The 17,062-nt window shown below is 67.3% G+C and carries 18 protein-coding genes and 1 riboswitch; of the genes, 8 read left to right on the top strand and 10 right to left on the bottom strand.

Features of this window, described 5'->3' with window-relative positions; genetic code table 11:
• Positions 1 to 32 precede the first annotated feature (32 nt).
• The 5 genes from L8G49_RS02975 to L8G49_RS02955 are packed head-to-tail and all read right to left on the bottom strand — an operon-like array spanning position 33 to position 5,132.
• The gene (locus tag L8G49_RS02975) at positions 33 to 1,322 is read right to left on the bottom strand and encodes a pilus assembly protein CpaE (protein WP_242137536.1); all 1,290 of its coding nucleotides are present in this window, start codon (positions 1,320 to 1,322) and stop codon (positions 33 to 35) included.
• Positions 1,319 to 1,981, bottom strand: a complete 663-nt coding sequence (locus L8G49_RS02970; RefSeq protein WP_242137535.1) for a CpaD family pilus assembly protein — start codon at positions 1,979 to 1,981, stop codon at positions 1,319 to 1,321. The genes L8G49_RS02975 and L8G49_RS02970 overlap by 4 nt, the downstream gene beginning before the upstream one ends.
• Before the next feature lie 14 nt (positions 1,982 to 1,995).
• On the bottom strand, positions 1,996 to 3,567 hold the full coding sequence (locus L8G49_RS02965; RefSeq protein WP_242182342.1) for a type II and III secretion system protein family protein: 1,572 nt from the start codon (positions 3,565 to 3,567) through the stop codon (positions 1,996 to 1,998).
• The gene (gene cpaB, locus L8G49_RS02960; RefSeq protein WP_242182340.1) at positions 3,568 to 4,614 is read right to left on the bottom strand and encodes a Flp pilus assembly protein CpaB; all 1,047 of its coding nucleotides are present in this window, start codon (positions 4,612 to 4,614) and stop codon (positions 3,568 to 3,570) included.
• A 35-nt stretch (positions 4,615 to 4,649) separates the two neighbouring features.
• Positions 4,650 to 5,132 (bottom strand): prepilin peptidase, encoded by a 483-nt coding sequence (locus tag L8G49_RS02955; RefSeq protein ID WP_242182338.1) that lies wholly within the window; start codon positions 5,130 to 5,132, stop codon positions 4,650 to 4,652.
• 48 nt (positions 5,133 to 5,180) lie between these two features.
• On the opposite strand from L8G49_RS02955, the gene L8G49_RS02950 reads away from it, so the two are divergent.
• Together L8G49_RS02950 and L8G49_RS02945 are read left to right on the top strand one after the other, a co-directional pair.
• Positions 5,181 to 6,134 (top strand): alpha/beta hydrolase, encoded by a 954-nt coding sequence (locus L8G49_RS02950; protein WP_242182336.1) that lies wholly within the window; start codon positions 5,181 to 5,183, stop codon positions 6,132 to 6,134.
• A gap of 7 nt (positions 6,135 to 6,141) precedes the next feature.
• Complete coding sequence (locus L8G49_RS02945) at positions 6,142 to 7,233, top strand: FAD-dependent oxidoreductase (protein ID WP_242182828.1); 1,092 nt, start codon at positions 6,142 to 6,144, stop codon at positions 7,231 to 7,233.
• 48 nt (positions 7,234 to 7,281) lie between these two features.
• Here L8G49_RS02945 and L8G49_RS02940 read toward each other — a convergent pair whose 3' ends face one another.
• Positions 7,282 to 7,524, bottom strand: coding sequence for a hypothetical protein (locus L8G49_RS02940; protein ID WP_242182335.1), 243 nt, complete (start codon positions 7,522 to 7,524; stop codon positions 7,282 to 7,284).
• A gap of 240 nt (positions 7,525 to 7,764) precedes the next feature.
• Positions 7,765 to 7,956 (bottom strand): hypothetical protein, encoded by a 192-nt coding sequence (locus tag L8G49_RS02935; protein ID WP_242182333.1) that lies wholly within the window; start codon positions 7,954 to 7,956, stop codon positions 7,765 to 7,767.
• 174 nt (positions 7,957 to 8,130) lie between these two features.
• Between L8G49_RS02935 and L8G49_RS02930 the strand changes: the two genes are divergently transcribed.
• Entirely contained in the window at positions 8,131 to 8,598 is a 468-nt protein-coding gene (locus L8G49_RS02930; protein WP_242182331.1) for a hypothetical protein, read from the top strand.
• A gap of 285 nt (positions 8,599 to 8,883) precedes the next feature.
• On the opposite strand, the gene rnhA is transcribed toward L8G49_RS02930, so the two are convergent.
• The 3 genes from rnhA to ispH are packed head-to-tail and all read right to left on the bottom strand — an operon-like array spanning position 8,884 to position 11,282.
• A complete protein-coding gene (gene rnhA / locus L8G49_RS02925; protein WP_242137526.1) occupies positions 8,884 to 9,363 on the bottom strand; it encodes a ribonuclease HI in 480 nt (159 codons plus the stop codon).
• Entirely contained in the window at positions 9,360 to 10,319 is a 960-nt protein-coding gene (gene thrB, locus L8G49_RS02920; RefSeq protein WP_242137525.1) for a homoserine kinase, read from the bottom strand. Before thrB ends, rnhA begins: the two co-directional genes overlap by 4 nt.
• 3 nt (positions 10,320 to 10,322) lie before the next feature.
• A complete protein-coding gene (gene ispH / locus L8G49_RS02915; protein WP_242182329.1) occupies positions 10,323 to 11,282 on the bottom strand; it encodes a 4-hydroxy-3-methylbut-2-enyl diphosphate reductase in 960 nt (319 codons plus the stop codon).
• Between the two features lie 117 nt (positions 11,283 to 11,399).
• On the opposite strand from ispH, the gene L8G49_RS02910 reads away from it, so the two are divergent.
• From L8G49_RS02910 to gcvPB, 5 genes are all read left to right on the top strand, one after another.
• On the top strand, positions 11,400 to 12,056 hold the full coding sequence (locus tag L8G49_RS02910) for a hypothetical protein (protein ID WP_242182327.1): 657 nt from the start codon (positions 11,400 to 11,402) through the stop codon (positions 12,054 to 12,056).
• Between the two features lie 65 nt (positions 12,057 to 12,121).
• A riboswitch (glycine riboswitch) is annotated at positions 12,122 to 12,213 on the top strand.
• 162 nt (positions 12,214 to 12,375) lie between these two features.
• Positions 12,376 to 13,548 (top strand): glycine cleavage system aminomethyltransferase GcvT, encoded by a 1,173-nt coding sequence (gene gcvT, locus L8G49_RS02905; RefSeq protein ID WP_242182325.1) that lies wholly within the window; start codon positions 12,376 to 12,378, stop codon positions 13,546 to 13,548.
• Positions 13,548 to 13,919: a glycine cleavage system protein GcvH gene (gene gcvH / locus L8G49_RS02900; protein ID WP_242137521.1), complete on the top strand. Its 372-nt coding sequence runs from the start codon at positions 13,548 to 13,550 to the stop codon at positions 13,917 to 13,919. Before gcvT ends, gcvH begins: the two co-directional genes overlap by 1 nt.
• 121 nt (positions 13,920 to 14,040) lie before the next feature.
• Positions 14,041 to 15,399, top strand: a complete 1,359-nt coding sequence (gene gcvPA, locus L8G49_RS02895) for an aminomethyl-transferring glycine dehydrogenase subunit GcvPA (protein WP_242182323.1) — start codon at positions 14,041 to 14,043, stop codon at positions 15,397 to 15,399.
• Positions 15,396 to 17,057 carry an aminomethyl-transferring glycine dehydrogenase subunit GcvPB gene (gcvPB, locus tag L8G49_RS02890; protein WP_242182322.1) on the top strand — a complete coding sequence of 554 codons (1,662 nt, stop codon included), beginning with the start codon at positions 15,396 to 15,398 and terminating at the stop codon, positions 17,055 to 17,057. Before gcvPA ends, gcvPB begins: the two co-directional genes overlap by 4 nt.
• The last annotated feature ends 5 nt before the right edge of the window (positions 17,058 to 17,062 follow it).

The following is a 17,062-nucleotide window of genomic DNA, read 5'->3' as shown; positions in this document are numbered from 1 at the left end:
CGGGGCCGCCGGGCGGGGGGAGGGGCCGCGGATCATTTCTTCTTCGCCGATCGCCCGGCCATCGTCTTCAGGCTGAACTTGCCGATCAGCGACGTCCCCTTGGTGGCGACCTTGGACTTGGTCCCGCTGTCGATCGATTCGGCGAGATCGCCGACCGCCATCAGATTCTTGGCGAGATCGGTGAGCGGCAGGATGGTCTTGGACGTCTTGCCCGCCTCGGCGATCGGTTTGCCGAGCTTGGCCGCTTGGGCGGCGAGCTTCTGGTCGAAGGGGATCGCGTAATCGATCTTGCGCTCGATCGAGCCCTCGAAATCCTTGCGACTGATCTCGAGCTGGGCGGCAACCTGCATCTTGTTGGCGACCACGACGACCTGGGTCTGCGGCGCGTTCGACTTGAGCCACGACAGCAGCCGGATCGTGTCCCGCGCGGCGGCGAGCGTCAGTTCGGTCACGATCACCGCGACCTGGATATCGGTCATCAGATGCGGATGCTGCACCAGCATCCCGCGCGGCAAATCGACGATCGTGCATTCGAACGCGGCGCGCATTTCCTCCTGCAGCTGATAGAAAGCGGTGCCGTCGGTCATGACCGGCGTGCTGATCGGTGCTTCGGCCGACAGGACCGACAGACGCTCGCTCGCCTTGACCATCGCGCGTTCGATGAACAGCCCGTCGATCCGGCTCGGATTGTCGATCGCATCGGTCAGGCCACGCCCGGGCTCCAGGTCGAGCGAAAGCGCGCCGGTGCCGAAATGGACGTCGAGATCGAGCAGCGCGGTGGTCCGTGCGCCTTTCTCGCTCATCATCCACGCGACCGACGTTGCGATGGTGGACGCGCCGACGCCGCCGCGCGCGCCGATGAAGCAGGTCGAGATGTGTGGCCGTTCCGTCGAGGCCTCGACCGCCTTGGGCGCATTGAGCATCGCCTGCGCGTGGGTGAAGGCATCGCGCAGCATGTCGGGGCTGAGCGGCTTGAGCAGATAGTCCTGAATCCCGCTGACGACGAGATCGCGGTACAGCCGCACGTCGTTGACCTGGCCCGCCGCGATCACGACCGTGCCCGGCTCGCACACTTCGGCGAGCGCGTTGATGTCGTTGAGCGGATCGCCGCTCTCGGACAGGTCGACGAACAGGATCTGCGGGGAGGCGGAGACCGACAGCGACTGGACCGCGTTGCGCAGGCCACCCTTGTTCACCTTCTCGGGCGCCCAGCCCATTTCGACCGCGACGGGGCGCAACGTCTCGGCGGTGGTCTCGTCGCAGACATAGGCGGCGAACGGATCGCGCACGCCTATGCGACCAGGGTTGAAGGGTGCGTTCATTTGCTGCCTGCTCCGCTGCTCTGGACCTTCAGGGTGGTGCCGCCGCCGCCGGTCGGAGCCGCCTTGCGATAGATGTCGATGGCGCGGTCCGCGGTGGCGGGGTCGGTGACCAGGCGCCCGGTCTGGCCGCGCACCAGATCCGCCGGGCTGGCGACCATCGCGGCAATGTTCGCATTGATCGCGCAGCCCTGGTTCGACGAGGTGTTGCTCTCGAATTCAGGGGAACGCACGCGGCTGAAGTCCGGGCAGCCCGGAACCTTGGCCGTCATCCGGCTGATCACGATCCGCGCCGTCCCGGGCTGGACGGCCGAGTCGGTCAGCGGCACGTTCTCGGACAGCAGCAGGCCATAACGCGCGGTTTCGCTCGCGACGGCGTCGCGGACACCGTTGCCGCCGTTGCCATAGGAACCGGGGTCCTCGATCCCGACCTCGTCGCCATAGCGGAGCCGAAGCGACGCCATCCAGCCGGCGATCCGCTGCTGTTCGCCCGGGGCAAGGCCGTCGCCCGCCGTCGCGACGTCGAGCGCATAGGTGGAACGGCTGACGACCGGTTGATGCACCGATTCGAGGCCGCGGTTCTTCGTGCCGGCGCAGCCGACCAGCAGCAGCGCCGGGAGCAGGGCGGCGGCGATCATCCGTGGACGATTATCCATGTTCATGTCCCTCGAGGCCCTCAATTGATGCTGAAACCGGGGGCGGCCGTCGCGCCCCGCTTGCCGGAACCGCTGCTGCGCGGCGGGTCCGCGGGAAGCGCCGGGACCGCGCCGTCACGTCGCTGGTCCTGCGGGCCGGGGCTCGGCGTCGTACCGCCGAACGCCGGATGCGCCACGCCAGTCGGTGCAAGCGTCGGCTTGGGCCGTTCCCCGCCGGTCTGCCCGCCGCCGAGCTGACCGAACAGAACGCGGTCGAGATCGGTCGGGGCCTTCACGCCATCGGTCGGCAGCACGATGTCGTTCGCATTGACCGGCTTCACCAGATACGGCGTGACCACGATGACGAGTTCCGTCTCGTTGCGCTGGAACGCGTTCGACCGGAACAGCGCGCCGAGGATCGGGACGTCGCCGACGCCGGGTGCCTTGGTGATGGTATTGTTATGGCTGTTCTGGAGCAGCCCGGCGATCATCATGCTCTGGCCCGACCCGAGCTCGACCGTCGTCTCGGCGCGGCGGGTGGTCAGCGCCGGGATGGTCGTCCCCGAAATCTGTACGGCACCGTCCGACGTGAGCTGAGACACCTCCGGGCGGACGCGGAGCGAGATCCGGCCGTCCGCCAATACCGTCGGCGTATAGGAAAGGCTGACACCATATTGCTTGAACTCGACCGACACGGCACCCAGCCCCTGGCTCAGCGGGATCGGAATCTCGCCGCCGGCAAGGAACGACCCGGTCTCGCCCGACAGCGCCGTGATATTCGGGTTGGCGAGCGTCGAGACTTGTCCGTCGGTTTCACCGATATCGAGCGCCGAGATGAGGTCGAGCCCGAACAGCTTGCCTGCCGCGCCGAACGTCGTGCTGCCCGCGAGACCCGTCAACAGGCTCTGCCCAGCGGTCGCGGTGGTGCCGCCGGTGAACAGGCCGCCTCTCGGGGCGTATTGCGTGGACGCCTCGCGACCTTGCGAGACGCCGAACTTGAACCCGTTGGTGCCATCGTAGCTGCTCAGGTGCACCCCGAGGTTCTTGACGAAGCTGCGGCTGACTTCGGCGATGCGGACCTGGAGATTCACCTGCAACGGCGTCGCCGTTCCAAGCCGCGACAGCACCTTGGTGCCGTCCCCCACGAACGCTTGCACCAGCCGCGTCGCTTCCGCGCCATCTTCCGGTGCGGCGACGGTGCCCGTCAGCAGCACGATCCCGTTCATCGGCGTCGCGACGATCTTCGCCTCGGGCATTGCCAGGTTCAGCATCTGCTGGATCGAGTCGAAGTTGTTGCCGACCCGCACGGTCGCCGAATAGACGACCGCCCCGCTCTTGCTGGTGGCCGAAATCGTCGTTTCGCCCGCGCCCTTGCCGAAGATGTAGAGCTGGGTCGGCGAGCGGACCTGGACGTCGGCGATCTTGTCGTCGGCGACGAACACGTCGCTCATCGGGCGGACGAGCGTGACGAGACGGCCCCGACCGGTATTGACCTGGAACACCGGCGTGCCGGCGGTGGTCTGCGCCGGGGCGGCGGCGGGCAGGGTGCCGACGCTGCCCGCGACCAGGGCGACGGCCAGTGACCAGCCGAACGACGTGGAAACGCTACGCATTTACTTCTTCCCCCCAACGGCGACGTCCGTCACCGTATTGCCTCGTGCGACCCGGACCAGCGGCCCGACGCTGATCGCGCCGCCCGGGAAGGCCGATGCGGCCTGCGGCGCGGCGGACCCGCCGGCCATGCCGCCCATGCCGCCCATCTGCTCGAGCGCCTTGCCCGGCACGGTGCGGCGCTGGTACCGCGACACGTCCGCGCCGGTGGCGAGCGAGGAACTGCCGCCCGACGGCGAACTGGCGATCCGCGTCAGCATCGCCTTTTCCGCCTTGGGATCGTCGGGCATCGAGACGTTGCCGCTGGCGATCGCCTGTTCGAGTTCGGTGCTGTTGTCGGCGATCGAGCGGAGCGACAGCGACAGCGCGCCGACGGTCTGCGCGACGGCGATCTGTTCGGCGATCCGAGGCGTCGCCTCGATCGTGACGTTGGAGAAGGTCTTCACGACGGTCTTGCCGTCCTCGCCCGCCGCATTGTCGGTGCGCTGGTCGGTGGCGAGCACGCGCAGGTTGCGCATGATCGTCTCCGCCGCCTTCAGCGGGGGACCGTCTCCCCCACCGGCAACGCTTTGCGTCAGGATCAGGTCGACCCGGTCGCCCGGAAAGACGAAGCCCGCGACGCTGGTGTTCGCCTGGACCGGCACCGTGACGGCACGCATGCCAGGCCCGAGCGCGGCGGCAAGGAAACCGCGATCGCCCGGCTTGACCAGCGCGCCCTGGGTCAGCGGCTGCCCGGCGGTGATCGCGTTGCGCACCACGGTGCCCTGCAGCGTCTTCGGGTCGAAGCCCGCCTTCTTGATGAAGTAGACGTTCTGGACGAGCTCCTTCGGCCACGGCTGATACCGCAGCGAGGTCGCGTCGAGGATCGTGCCGACGGGCAACGCCTTGGTCGCGACCAGCACGTCGGGTCCATCGGGTGCAGCGGCGACGACCGTCATCGCGGCGGATTGCGGCGTGGCGCTGCCGACAATCAGCGACCTCGCCATAAATGCCGTGATCGCTGCAATCATCAGCGCTCCCACCAGCAGAAGGATCTTACGACTATCCATTTCCGACCTCTCGAACACGGGCGGTTGAGCCCGCGTTAAGCATTCCCACCAAGGTGGTTAAAAAGCGGTTCACGCAGTACAAAGAGTGTAGCGATGGCGATCGCCACGCCGTACGGAACCTCGATTGGCGCGCTGCGCCGACGGACCGCGCGGTCGACCAGCATCAGCAGCGTGAGCACGCCGCCGAACAGCGACATCAGGATCAGCATCGACACGAGCGGCTGGAGCGGCAGCCACAGGGCCAGCGCGCCGATCATCTTGACGTCGCCGCCGCCCATCCAGCCGAAATGGAACGCCGCCACGAACGCCGCGAAGACCAGCATCGCTATGCCCAGCTGGAGCCCCATGTCGGGCCACGGCGAAAGGCCGCTGGCCCACCACCACACGGGGGCGAGCAGCGCGATCGCGATGTTTTTCCCATTGCCGATCTCGCGCGTGCGCGCGTCCTGGACACCGGCCGAAACCAGCAATGCGACCAGTGCGATCAGCACCATCGCCGTAAGAGAAGCCCCACCCATGCGGGAAAGTCCTAGACGGCGTGCCTTTCGAAAACGTAACCATGTCGCATGGTCTCCCCCCAATTGTACCGGCGCGCGATTCCCGCGGCTGCGCGGATTACCGCCTGGAAGGCGCCGGACGGATGGATGCTCCGCCGGTTCGACTGGCCCGCGACGGGCACGCCGCGCGGTCGCCTGCTGTTCCAGGGCGGGCGCGGCGACGTGTTCGAGAAATATCTGGAAACCTTCGCTTACTGGCAGGCGCAGGGATGGTCGGTGACATCGTTCGACTGGCGCGGACAGGGTGGCTCCGGGCGCCTGGCGAAGGACACGCACGTCGGCCATGTCGATGACTTCAAGCATTATATCGACGACTTCCGCGCCTTCTGGGCGGAGTGGGTCGCGCAGCGCTCCGGGGCGGCATCGGGCCCGCACGTCGCGATCGGCCATTCGATGGGGGGGCACCTGCTGTTGCGGGCACTGACCGAGGGGGCGGCGGAACCGGATGCCGCAGTGCTCGTCGCGCCGATGCTGGGACTGCATAGCCCGGTCGGCCAGTTGCTTGGCGAAAAGGTCGCGGCGCTGATGACTCGCCTGGGCGATCCGGCGCGACCGGCATGGCGCGGGAACGAGCGCCCGGCAACGACCGAGACCCGCCAGACGCTGCTCACGCACGATCCCGCCCGGTATGAGGACGAGATCTTCTGGCAATCGACTCGGCCGGAACTGCTGCTCGGCCCGCCGAGCTGGCGCTGGCTGGCCCAGGCATTTTCCTCGACCCGGCGGTTGCGCGCCGATCCGCGACTGGCGACGATGAGCGTCCCGCTGCTGTTCCTGCTCGCCGATGCCGACCAGCTGGTATCGACCCCGGTCGCCGCCGCGATGGCGGCCACCTTGCCCAACAGCACGGTGGTGCGTTTTGGGCCCGAATCGGCGCACGAGATCCTGCGCGAGGCCGATGCGGTGCGAAACCGCGCGATCGGCGCGATCGACACGTTCCTCGCAACCCATGCGCGGGGCTGACCCGGCGATGCAGTATGATGTGGCGATCGTCGGTGCCGGCATGGCGGGCGCAAGCCTGGCGGCGATGGTCGCGCCGCACGCCGCGGTCCTGCTGCTGGAGGCGGAGGACCTGCCGGGCTATCACGCAACCGGGCGATCCGCGGCGTTCTGGTCCGAAACCTACGGCGGTCCCGGTGTGCAGCCGCTGACCACGGCGTCCGGTCCGGCGTTGCACGACGGCGGGTTCCTGCAGGCACTCGGGTCGCTCCACATCGGCCGTGCCACGGATCGCGCGGCGATCGACGCGTTCCTTGCGGAATTCGACGGGAGCGGAGTCGCGCTGGAGCGGGTGGACCCGCAGGTCCTGGTCCCCGGCCTGCGCCCGGATTGGGTGCTGGGCGTGCTCGAGCAGAGCAGCACGTACATCGACGTGGCGGCCCTGCATGCGCATTATCTCGCGCTGGCACGCCGCGCCGGGGCGCAGCTGGTGGTGTCCGCACGGCTCGCCGCCGTCGCGCGGCGCGGCGATGGCTGGTTGCTCGAGACGAGCGCGGGGCCGTTTCGCGCGCGGGTAATCGTCAACGCCGCCGGCGCCTGGGCAGACGACGTGGCGCGGATGGCGGGGGTCGCGCCGCTCGGCATCACCGCCTATCGCCGCACCATGGTGCAGCTCGCCACCGATCCGGTCGCGTCCGACGCGCTACCGCACGTCGTCGGGATTGGCGGGGACTTCTACTTCAAGCCCGAAGCCGGCGGGAAGATCTGGCTGAGCCCGCATGACGAGACCGCCACCCACGCCGGCGACGTTCAGCCCGAGGAGATCGACGTCGCCACCGCGATCGACCGGTTCGAGCGAGTCGTCGACTGGCGCGTGACCGGGGTGGAGCGCCGGTGGGCAGGCCTGCGCAGCTTTGCGCCGGACCGACTGCCCGTCTACGGCTTTGCGCCCGATGCACCGGGGTTCTTCTGGTGCGCGGGGCAGGGCGGCTTCGGCATCCAGACCGCACCCGCCGCGGCGGCGCTGGCCGCGGCGCTGTTGCTGCGGCGGACGCCGGAGGCGAGCATCGCCGGGATAGATGCGCGGCGCTACGCGCCGGAGCGGTTCGCCCGCGGGACGTGATGCCGGGCGTTCCGTCGGCGTCTGCTGGCGGACGAAGCGCGCGGCGCGTCAGTCGCCGATGAGGGGCGCGCCTTCGTCGATCATCTGCGACAGCTCGTCCCAAGCGGCATCCAGGGCGATCACCCGCGTCCGCGCATGATGCAGGCGATCGACATCCGCGGGCGCGCGGTCCGGCCCGGCATCCTTGGCGGCTTCGCGACCGGCCAGCGCGACCACGGCCTGCCGGTATTCGGCGCGCGCCGCGACGCGCGCCGCATCAAGGGCGTCTGCCAGTTCGTTCGCTGAAACCATTGGTGCCTCGCTCGCAATGTCCTGCCGAAGGGATCCGGCATGGGAAGGCTGAACACGCCAGCGCGGCGGTGGTTGCTCCCGGTGGCGGATTAGCGGGCCGCGCCGTCGTTCCAGGACGCGGGGGGGCGGTTTGCCGTGGCGCCGCTCGCGATCGGATGGAGGCGCTATCGGTGCTGCGCGGCCGCTTTGTGAGCGTTCGAGGGCGTGGCGGGAATGGCCGGTCGTGGTGGAGAACAGCCGTTAGCCCATGCTGCCAAATAGCTGACCCGCGACCATCAAGGCGATAAGGGATACGCCTGGTAAGATCACACTCATCTGGATTCGACGTAACAATCCCGTGTTAAGGACGATACCCAGCAATGCTGGAATAAGAAAAATCCAAATGAAATTCCAAGAAGTTCGGAACTGCCATTGATCAACGATGATCGTCATAGCCACTGATCCAAGCGCGACTACGCCAATTTGGGCAAGCCGGGCCGGATTCAGATAAGTTAGCATCGCCGACGAAGATGGCACGCCTTTGCTATGGCAGCAACTGGGCGTCAGCCGCCGGTCTTGCTACGCGCGGCGGACGTTGCTGGATTGCAAACGCAAGGAGACGGATGAGTGCATCTCACGTTTACAAAAGGCACTGGGAAGTACGATCATCTGCATATCGAGCGTAGCGGCTTACCCCTCGAGATGATCCAATGCCCGAAACAGGGCATCATCCCCCACGATATGATCCACTACGCGGTCGAGAGCGTGGTGCCGCATCGCGGCTTCCTGTCTTTGTTGCGGGAAGGCCAACCGGCGAGCTTTTTGACCCAAGGCGATGCGGTGGCTGATGCAATCGAGCGGCTCGTCGAGACCTTCCAAGCCGAAATGTGGAGCGGGAGGGTCAGTGCCTCCGACGCCATCGCAATGTATGAACATGGCTGTGCGGCCAGCGGTCATGCGGTCGCTCCTGTATCGAAGCAAGAGATCGAGGCGATACGCGTCAGGATTGATGCGCTGAGCGCAGCTTGGTCCAATGTTCCAGAAAAGGGCACGCTGATCGTTGGCTTTGACGGGCCGTTCCCGCGTTCCGCTTAGTCAGGTGCTGTAGGCATGGGGATCGGCCGGGTGGCGACGTCCCGTGTCGTACAGGCGCGCTTTCTGCTACCGGTCGGGTCCGCTCTTTGACATTGCCGTCTACCCCTAGCTTTCGCCTAACCTTCCGATCGCCAGCAACTGGCGACGCCTGTGCCGCAGGAGCGCGCACGATGCGCACGTCTGGTGATTCTGGATCAGGATATCCGCATAAAACATTGAAAAAGCATACAGCTCCAGATTATCCGGGTCGGACCTGGCCGGCGTCGGTGAGCGGTGCCTGTCCCGTTATCCGCGCCGCCCCGCCAGCACCGCGGCATCGCTCGCCAATCGGTCGGCGCGTTCGTTGTCGGGGTGCCCGGCATGGCCCTTGACCCACACCCAGTCGATCCGGTGCGGCTTGGCGGCGTCGAGCAGCGCCTGCCACAGCTCCGCGTTCTTGACCGGCTGCTTGGCGGCGGTCTTCCAGCCGTTCTTCTGCCAGCCCTTGATCCACTTGGTCAGGCCATCCATCACGTAGCGGCTGTCGGTCGACAGCGTCACGCGGCACGGGCGTTTCAGCGCGCGCAAGCCCTCGATCGCGGCCATCAGCTCCATCCGGTTGTTGGTCGTCAGCTTCTCGCCACCCGACAGTTCCTTTTCGGTCCCGCCGCTACGGATCAGCGCGCCCCAGCCGCCGGGGCCAGGGTTGCCCTTGCAGGCGCCATCGGTGGCGATTTCGACCTTGGTGAGTTCGGGCGGCGTGAGCGGAGAAGGAGCGTCGGTCATCGCGTCCGCTTAGCCAGCTCCGGCGCATAATGCGACAGCCGCCGGACGTAGGCGAGCGGATCTTTTCGCGTCACCAGCGCGTCCGCGGGGGTGTTGAGCCAGTCCCACGCGCGCGACAGTGCGAAGCGGATGCAGGCACCGCTTGCAAGCGTCGGAAAGTGCGCGGTTTCTTCCGCGCTCAACGCGAAGCGGCTGCCATAGCCGGCCAGCAGCGCCGCGCTGATTCCGGCATCGAACTGCGCTCCGGTGGCGTCGAACGACCAGGCCGTATCCATGATCGCCAGGTCGAAGACGCGGATGTCGCTGCAGGCGAAATAGAAGTCGATCAGCCCCGATACGGTATCGCCGCGCATCAGCACATTGTCGGGAAACAGATCGGCGTGGATCGCGCATCGATCGAGGGAGTCGCCCGGCCAGCGGCGCACCACCGCATCGAGCGCGAAGCCGAGCGTGTCGTACAATCCCGGCGCGATCGCCTCGAGGCTATGTCCGCACCGCTCGAACAGCGGCTGCCAGCTGCCGACCCCCATGGTGTTGGGGCGGGTGAGCGGGAAGTCACCGAGCCCCGCGTGCATCGTCGCCATCGCGGCGCCGGCCGCCCGCGCCTGGCCGGCGGTCGGGTGGGAGATCGATACGCCCGGGAGGAACTGGATCAGGCAGGCGGGGCGGCCCTCCAGCTGGTGGATCGAGTCGCCCGCCCGGTTCTTGATCGCGGGCGGGACCGGATTGCCGCGGGCCGCGAGATGGTCGAGCAAGGCAAGGAAGAAGGGCAGGTCGCCGCTGTCGACGCGCTTTTCGTAGAGCGTGAGGATGAACCGGCCGGTCGTCGTGTCGACCAGATAGTTGGTGTTCTCGACCCCTTCGGCAATGCCCTTGGCCGAGACGAGCGTGCCGCAGTCGAACCCGAGGAGGAACTGGCCGAGCGCCTCGGCCGAGACATGCGTGTAGACGGCCATGGTTCAGGCCGCGACGTCGAGGCCGCGGGGCAGCTTGAACGAGACCGTCTCGCGCTTCGTCGTTTCCTCGCGCTCGGTCACGGTGAAGCGTTCGGCGAGCCGGTCGACCAGCTCGCGGACCAGCACTTCCGGCGCGGACGCGCCCGCCGTGAGGCCGAGCGTGCGGACACCGGTAAGGAACTGCCAGTCGAGCTCGGCGGCGCGCTGGATCAGCCGGGCGGGGGTGCCTTCGCGTTCGGCGACTTCGACCAGCCGTACCGAGTTGGACGAATTGGGCGCGCCGATCACGAGCAACGCGTCGCATTGCCGTGCGATCGCCTTGACCGCTGCCTGGCGGTTGGCGGTGGCGTAGCAGATGTCCTCGCCGGGCGGGCCCTGGATCGCCGGGAAGCGGCGCTTGAGGACGGCGACGACATCGGCGGTGTCGTCCATCGACAGCGTCGTCTGGGTCAGGAAGGCAAGGTTGGCCGGATCGGTCGGGGCATAGCGCTCGGCGTCGGTCACGGTCTCCACCAGCGTCATGGCGCCGTCGGGCACCTGACCGAACGTGCCGATGACTTCGGGGTGGCCGCGGTGGCCGATGAAGACGATGTGGCGGCCCAGCGCGACCATCCGTTCCGCCTGGCGGTGGACCTTGGACACCAGCGGACAGGTCGCGTCGAGAAATTCCAGGCCGCGCTCGGTCGCCTTGTCCGGCACCGCCTTGGGCACGCCATGCGCGGAAAATACCACCGGCACGCCGTCCGGCACGTCGTCCAGCTCCTCGACGAAGACCGCGCCCCGGTCGCGCAACTGGTCGACGACGAAGCGGTTGTGGACAATCTCGTGACGCACATAGACCGGCGCCCCGAATTTCTGCAGCGCGAGCTCGACGATCTGGATCGCCCGGTCGACGCCAGCGCAAAAGCCACGCGGCGCGGCGATGATCAGGTCGAGCGGCGGCTTTGCGACGGGGGTACTCATGCGGTGCCGACACTACGCGATTGCTTGCGTGCGCGAAAGCCGCTTCCTATGAAGCGGGACGTCCATGCCGCGCCGTTCGGGTGTGGATCCCTTTTGCATGATAAGGTGCGTGCCCCCGTGACCATCCGGAAATCAGCCATCGCCGCAATCGCGTTCAGTGCGGGCGGTGCGATCCTGCTCGGCGGCTGCGCCCATACGGGGGAGCTCGACGCGTCCGGCGGCATCACGGCCGTCCGCAATGCCTGCCCCGCGGTCGGCGTGCCTGCAGCAACGGGTGACGTCACGATGTTCGACCCACCCGCAAGCCGCGACGCCAATGCGATCGACCTCACGGCCGTGCTGACCAACGTCCGCTCGACCTGCGACGACTCCGGCACCGACGTGCTCACCAAGGTGACCTTCTCGGTCGAGGGCCGCCGGGTCCGCACCGATGCACCGCGTGACGTGACGCTGCCGTATTTCGTCACGGTCGTGCAGGGCGGCACCGCCGTGGTCGCCAAGCGCGTCGGTCGCGTGACGCTGCATTTCGATGCCGGACAGGCCCGCGCTGCGGCGCAGGGGACGGGGACCGCGAGCGTCTCGCGCGCGGCCGCGACGCTGCCCGACGACGTCCGCAAGAAGCTGACCGAGAAGCGCAAGGCGGGCGACGAGGACGCCGCGACCGATCCGCTGAGCCGTCCGGAGATCCGCCAGGCGGTGCTCCGCGCGAGCTTCGAGGCGCTGGTCGGCTTCCAGCTGACCGACGAACAGCTCAAATATAACGCGACGCGCTAAGCCTTCTCGTTGACTTGCCTGTTGCGGCGCGGCAAACCGGCCGCGTCGTTGACGGGCAACCGTCAAGGGTACGCGCGGGAGAGCGTCCGGGGGAACTCGGACCGCCGAAGGAGCAACCGCCCCGGAATCTCTCAGGCAACCGGACCGCGCGGATCGACTCGACACTCTGGAAAGCGCGCTGCCCTGTGGGCGAGCGCCACCGAAGGGGTAAGCGGACCATGTGGTTCCGTGAAAGCTCTCAGGTTCCGTGACAGAGGGGGCGGCACATCACGGCGTTCCGGCGCCCTGGCGCGCCGTTGACCTCTTGCGGAAGACCAACATGAGCGACCTCGACCCCTACGAGACCGAAGCCGACGAGATTGCCATCGAGCAATTGCCGCTCGATGCGTGGCATCGTGCGCGGGGTGGCCGGATGGTGCCGTTCGCGGGCTACGAAATGCCCGTCCAATATGAAGGCATTATGGCCGAGCATCTGTGGGTGCGCGAATCGGCCGGGTTGTTCGACGTCAGCCACATGGGGCAATTGCTGTTCCGCTCGGAAGAGGGCGCAGACGTCGTTGCGGCGCTGGAAGCGGTACTGCCCGCCGATGTCGCCGGGCTGGGGCAGGGCAAGCAGCGCTATTCGCTGCTACTGTCGGAGGATGGCGGCATCCTTGACGATCTGATGGTCACGCATCTGCCGGACGCCAATCCGTTCGACATCCAGGGCTATTATATGGTCGTCAACGGCGCGACCAAGATCGACGATATCGCGCATCTGCTCGAATATCTGCCCGACGGCATCGCGCTCAACCATATGGAAGACCAGGCGCTGCTCGCGTTGCAGGGGCCCAAGGCGGTCGATGCGCTGGCGCGGCTGGTGCCGGGCGTCGAAGCGCTGGTGTTCATGACCGCAGGCGCGTTCGAGTGGAACGGCGAGCCGCTGTGGATCAGCCGCTCGGGCTATACCGGCGAGGACGGGTTCGAGATTTCGGTCCCGGCCGAAAACGTCGAGGCGCTCGCCGATGCGCTCACCGCCGAGCCCGAGGTCAAGCCGATCGGCCTTGGCGCACGCGATTCGCTCCGGCTCGAGGCGGGCTTGCCGCTCTATGGCCATGATCTCGACCCCGAGACGACGCCCGTCCAGGCGGATCTCGGTTTCGCGCTGTCGAAGCGCCGCCGCGAGGCGGGCGACTTCATGGGCGCGCCGCGTATTCTCGCCGAGCGCGAGTCGGGCGCGATCATCAAGCGTGTCGGCCTGCTGGTCGAAGGGCGCCAGCCGGTACGCGAGGGTGCGGCAGTGCTCGATGATCAGGGCTCGCAAGTCGGCCGCGTCACCTCGGGCGGGTTCGCGCCGAGCGTCGGTGCGCCGATCGCCATGGCCTATGTCCCGACCGCGCTGGCGGTTGCCGGCACCACGATTCAACTCGCGCAACGCGGCAAGGTCCATCAGGCGACCGTCACCGCAATGCCGTTTATCCCCCACCGCTACGTCCGAACCGGAGGCAAGTGATGAGCCGTTATTTTACCGAAGATCATGAATGGGTCGATGTCGATGGCGACATCGGCATCGTCGGCATTACCGAATATGCGCAGAGCCAGCTCGGCGACATCGTGTTCGTCGACGTGCCTGAAGAGGGCAAGGAACTGACCAAGGGCGACGAAGCCGCAGTGGTCGAATCGGTCAAGGCCGCATCGGACGTCTATTCGCCGGTCTCGGGCACGGTGATCGATGGCAACGCGGCGCTGGCCGACACGCCGGGTCTGGTCAACGAGGATCCCGAAGGCGACGGCTGGTTCTTCAAACTGACGCTGAGCGACAGCGATGAGCTCGGCGAGTTGATGGACGAGGTCGCCTACCAGGCGTTCGTCGCGAAGCTGTGATCTGAACTGACCCCTCCCCCTGCCGGGGAGGGGTTGGGTGGGGCCTCTCCGCGGGCGCTCCACTCGCGGCACGGCCCCACCCCCGGCCCCTCCCCTGAAGGAGAGGGGAGGAGTATAAGTGATGCGTTATCTCCCCCTGACTCAGCCTGACCGCGACGCGATGCTCGGCGTGATCGGCGTGGCGACGATCGACGATCTGTTCGTCGACGTCCCCGAAGCCGCGCGGCTCGACGGGCCGATCCACGGCCTGCCGATGCACGCCAGCGAAATGGCGGTCGAACGCCACATGACCGCGCTCGCGCGCAAGAACCTGACCGCGGGGGAAGCGCCGTTCTTCCTCGGTTGCGGCGCGTACAAGCATCATGTCCCGGCTTCGGTCGATCACCTGATCCAGCGTGGCGAGTTCCTGACCGCCTATACGCCGTACCAGCCCGAGATTGCGCAGGGCACGCTGCAGATGCTGTTCGAATTCCAGACGCAAGTCGCGCGGCTGCTCGGCACGGACGTGGCGAACGCATCGATGTACGACGGCTCGACCGCCTGCTGGGAAGCGATCGGCATGGCGCGGCGGATCACCAAGCGCGGCAAGGCGATCCTGTCGTCGGGGCTCCATCCGCATTATGTCTCAGTCGCGAAGACGATGGCCAAGTTCACGGGCGATCTGCTCGAGACCGCCACGCCGACGCTCAGCGCCGAGACCGATCTCGAGACGCTGATCGGCGCGATCGACAAGGATACGTCGTGCGTCGTCGTGCAATATCCCGACATTCTCGGGCGGATCGCGGACCTCACCCCGCTCGCCGACGCGTGCCATGCCAACAAGGCGCTGCTGATCGCGGTCGTGACCGAGCCGGTCGCGCTGGGCGCGATCAAGTCGCCGGGGGAGATGGACGCGGATATCGTCGTCGGCGAAGGGCAGTCGCTCGGCGTCGGGTTGCAGTTCGGCGGGCCCTATGTCGGGCTGTTCGGGTGCAAGGACAAATACGTTCGCCAGATGCCGGGTCGCCTGTGCGGCGAGACGCTGGACGCGGATGGTCGGCGCGGGTTCGTGCTGACGCTGTCGACGCGCGAGCAGCATATCCGGCGCGAGAAGGCGACGTCGAACATCTGCACCAACTCGGGGCTGTGCGCGCTGGCCTTTTCGATCCACATGACGTTGCTGGGCGAGAAGGGACTGCGGACTCTGGCGCAGATCAACCATCGCGGCGCGGTCGCGGCGGCGGAGCGGTTGAGCAAGGTTGCTGGCGTCGAACTGGTCACGCCCGCTTTCTTCAACGAATTCACGCTTAAGCTGCCGGTCGAGGCGCGCCCGGTGGTGCGGACGCTGGCTGATCGCGGGATCCTGGCGGGCGTGTCGCTCGGGCGGTTGTATCCCGGTGAGGATGGCCTCGCCAACGGACTCGTCGTCGCGGTGACCGAGACGACGTCGGCAGAAGATGTGGAAACGCTGGCGGCAGCGCTCGAGGAGATCCTGGCATGAGCATCAACGCAAGCGGATGGCGCCCCGAAGCGCCCGTTTCCGGGGGCAAGGCGTCCCCGACGGTTACCGGCAACAAGGCGTTGATGCTGGAAGAGGCGCTGATCTTCGAGATTGGTGATACCGAGACTACTGGCGTCGATTTCGCTGAAGCCCCTCCCCTTCAGGGGAGGGGTTGGGGTGGGGCTGTACCAGGCGCTGGTCTCGGTGAGTCTCCCCCCACCCCCAGCCCCTCCCCTGAAGGGGAGGGGAGCGCGGATCGCCTCGCCGGTCTGTTCCGCACCACCCCGATCGGTCTCCCCGGCCTGTCCGAGCCAGAGACCGTGCGCCACTACACCCGCCTGTCGCGCCAGAATTACGGGATCGACCTCGGCTTCTTCCCGCTCGGCTCGTGCACGATGAAGCACAATCCGCGGCTCAACGAGAAGATGGCGCGGCTCCCCGGTTTCGCGGACATCCACCCGCTTCAGCCGATCGACAGCGTGCAGGGCGCGCTCGGCGTCATTCATGAGCTTGCGACCTGGCTGATCACGCTCACCGGCATGCACGGCGTTGCGATGAGCCCGAAGGCGGGTGCGCATGGCGAGCTGTGCGGCGTGCTCGCGATCCGCGCTGCGTTGGAAGCCAAGGGCGAGGGGCATCGCAAGATCATCCTCGTCCCTGAAAGCGCGCACGGCACCAATCCCGCGACCGCGGCCTTCGCGGGCTATCAGGTCGAGGATATCCCCGCGACCGCCGAAGGCCGCGTCGATACACAGGCGTTGATCGCGCGGCTTGGGCCGGACGTGGCGGGGGTGATGATCACCAACCCCAACACCTGCGGGCTGTTCGAGCGCGACATGCGGACGATCTCGGACGCGGTTCATGCGGCGGGCGGCTATGTCTATTGCGACGGCGCGAACTTCAACGCGATCGTCGGGCGTGTGCGGCCGGGCGATCTCGGCATCGATGCGATGCACATCAACCTGCACAAGACCTTCTCGACCCCGCACGGCGGCGGCGGTCCCGGTTCGGGCCCGGTCGTGCTGTCCGAAGCGCTCGCTCCGTTCGGCCCGCTGCCATTCGTCGCCAAGCAAGCGGACGGCCATTTCGCGCTGATCGAGGAAGAGACCGCAGGCGACGACCACCCGCACGCGTTCGGCCGGATGGTTGCGTTCCATGGCCAGATGGGCATGTTTACGCGCGCGCTCACCTACATCCTTAGCCACGGCGCTGATGGATTGCGGCAGGTCGCCGAGGATGCGGTGCTCAACGCCAACTACATCCTGCGGTCGCTCGACGACACGCTCGACGCGCCGTTCGGGGCGTCGGGGCCGTGCATGCATGAGGCATTGTTCTCGGATAACGGTCTGGCGACCGGCTTCTCGACGATCGATATCGCCAAGGGGCTGATCGACGAGGGGTTCCATCCGATGACGATGTACTTCCCGCTGGTCGTCCACGGCGCGATGCTGATCGAGCCGACCGAGACCGAATCGAAGGCGGCGATCGACCAGTTCGTCATGGCGCTGCGCTCGGTCGCGGAGCGGGCGAAGGCGGGCGACGTCAGCCTCAAGAGTGCACCGCACTTCGCGCCGCGCAGCCGGCTCGACGAAACGCTGGCGGCACGCAAGCCGGTGCTGGTATGGAAGGAGCCGGGGCTGGCCCAAGCGGCCGAATAACGGGG

The organism is Sphingomonas sp. CARO-RG-8B-R24-01, from assembly GCF_022662295.1.
GTDB lineage: Bacteria > Pseudomonadota > Alphaproteobacteria > Sphingomonadales > Sphingomonadaceae > Sphingomonas.
The sequence above is the reverse complement of the archived record's forward strand: the minus strand, read 5'-3'. Positions and strand labels throughout refer to the sequence as shown.

What these genes read in the sequence shown, in the direction of transcription:
- L8G49_RS02975 (WP_242137536.1), bottom strand. Translation starts at nt 1,322, where the DNA reads ATGAACGCACCCTTCAACCCTGGTCGCATAGGCGTGCGCGATCCGTTC.
- L8G49_RS02970 (WP_242137535.1), bottom strand. Translation starts at nt 1,981, where the DNA reads ATGAACATGGATAATCGTCCACGGATGATCGCCGCCGCCCTGCTCCCG.
- L8G49_RS02965 (WP_242182342.1), bottom strand. Translation starts at nt 3,567, where the DNA reads ATGCGTAGCGTTTCCACGTCGTTCGGCTGGTCACTGGCCGTCGCCCTG.
- cpaB (WP_242182340.1), bottom strand. Translation starts at nt 4,614, where the DNA reads ATGGATAGTCGTAAGATCCTTCTGCTGGTGGGAGCGCTGATGATTGCA.
- L8G49_RS02955 (WP_242182338.1), bottom strand. Translation starts at nt 5,132, where the DNA reads ATGGGTGGGGCTTCTCTTACGGCGATGGTGCTGATCGCACTGGTCGCA.
- L8G49_RS02950 (WP_242182336.1), top strand. Translation starts at nt 5,181, where the DNA reads ATGGTCTCCCCCCAATTGTACCGGCGCGCGATTCCCGCGGCTGCGCGG.
- L8G49_RS02945 (WP_242182828.1), top strand. Translation starts at nt 6,142, where the DNA reads ATGCAGTATGATGTGGCGATCGTCGGTGCCGGCATGGCGGGCGCAAGC.
- L8G49_RS02940 (WP_242182335.1), bottom strand. Translation starts at nt 7,524, where the DNA reads ATGGTTTCAGCGAACGAACTGGCAGACGCCCTTGATGCGGCGCGCGTC.
- L8G49_RS02935 (WP_242182333.1), bottom strand. Translation starts at nt 7,956, where the DNA reads ATGACGATCATCGTTGATCAATGGCAGTTCCGAACTTCTTGGAATTTC.
- rnhA (WP_242137526.1), bottom strand. Translation starts at nt 9,363, where the DNA reads ATGACCGACGCTCCTTCTCCGCTCACGCCGCCCGAACTCACCAAGGTC.
- thrB (WP_242137525.1), bottom strand. Translation starts at nt 10,319, where the DNA reads ATGGCCGTCTACACGCATGTCTCGGCCGAGGCGCTCGGCCAGTTCCTC.
- ispH (WP_242182329.1), bottom strand. Translation starts at nt 11,282, where the DNA reads ATGAGTACCCCCGTCGCAAAGCCGCCGCTCGACCTGATCATCGCCGCG.
- gcvT (WP_242182325.1), top strand. Translation starts at nt 12,376, where the DNA reads ATGAGCGACCTCGACCCCTACGAGACCGAAGCCGACGAGATTGCCATC.
- gcvH (WP_242137521.1), top strand. Translation starts at nt 13,548, where the DNA reads ATGAGCCGTTATTTTACCGAAGATCATGAATGGGTCGATGTCGATGGC.
- gcvPA (WP_242182323.1), top strand. Translation starts at nt 14,041, where the DNA reads ATGCGTTATCTCCCCCTGACTCAGCCTGACCGCGACGCGATGCTCGGC.
- gcvPB (WP_242182322.1), top strand. Translation starts at nt 15,396, where the DNA reads ATGAGCATCAACGCAAGCGGATGGCGCCCCGAAGCGCCCGTTTCCGGG.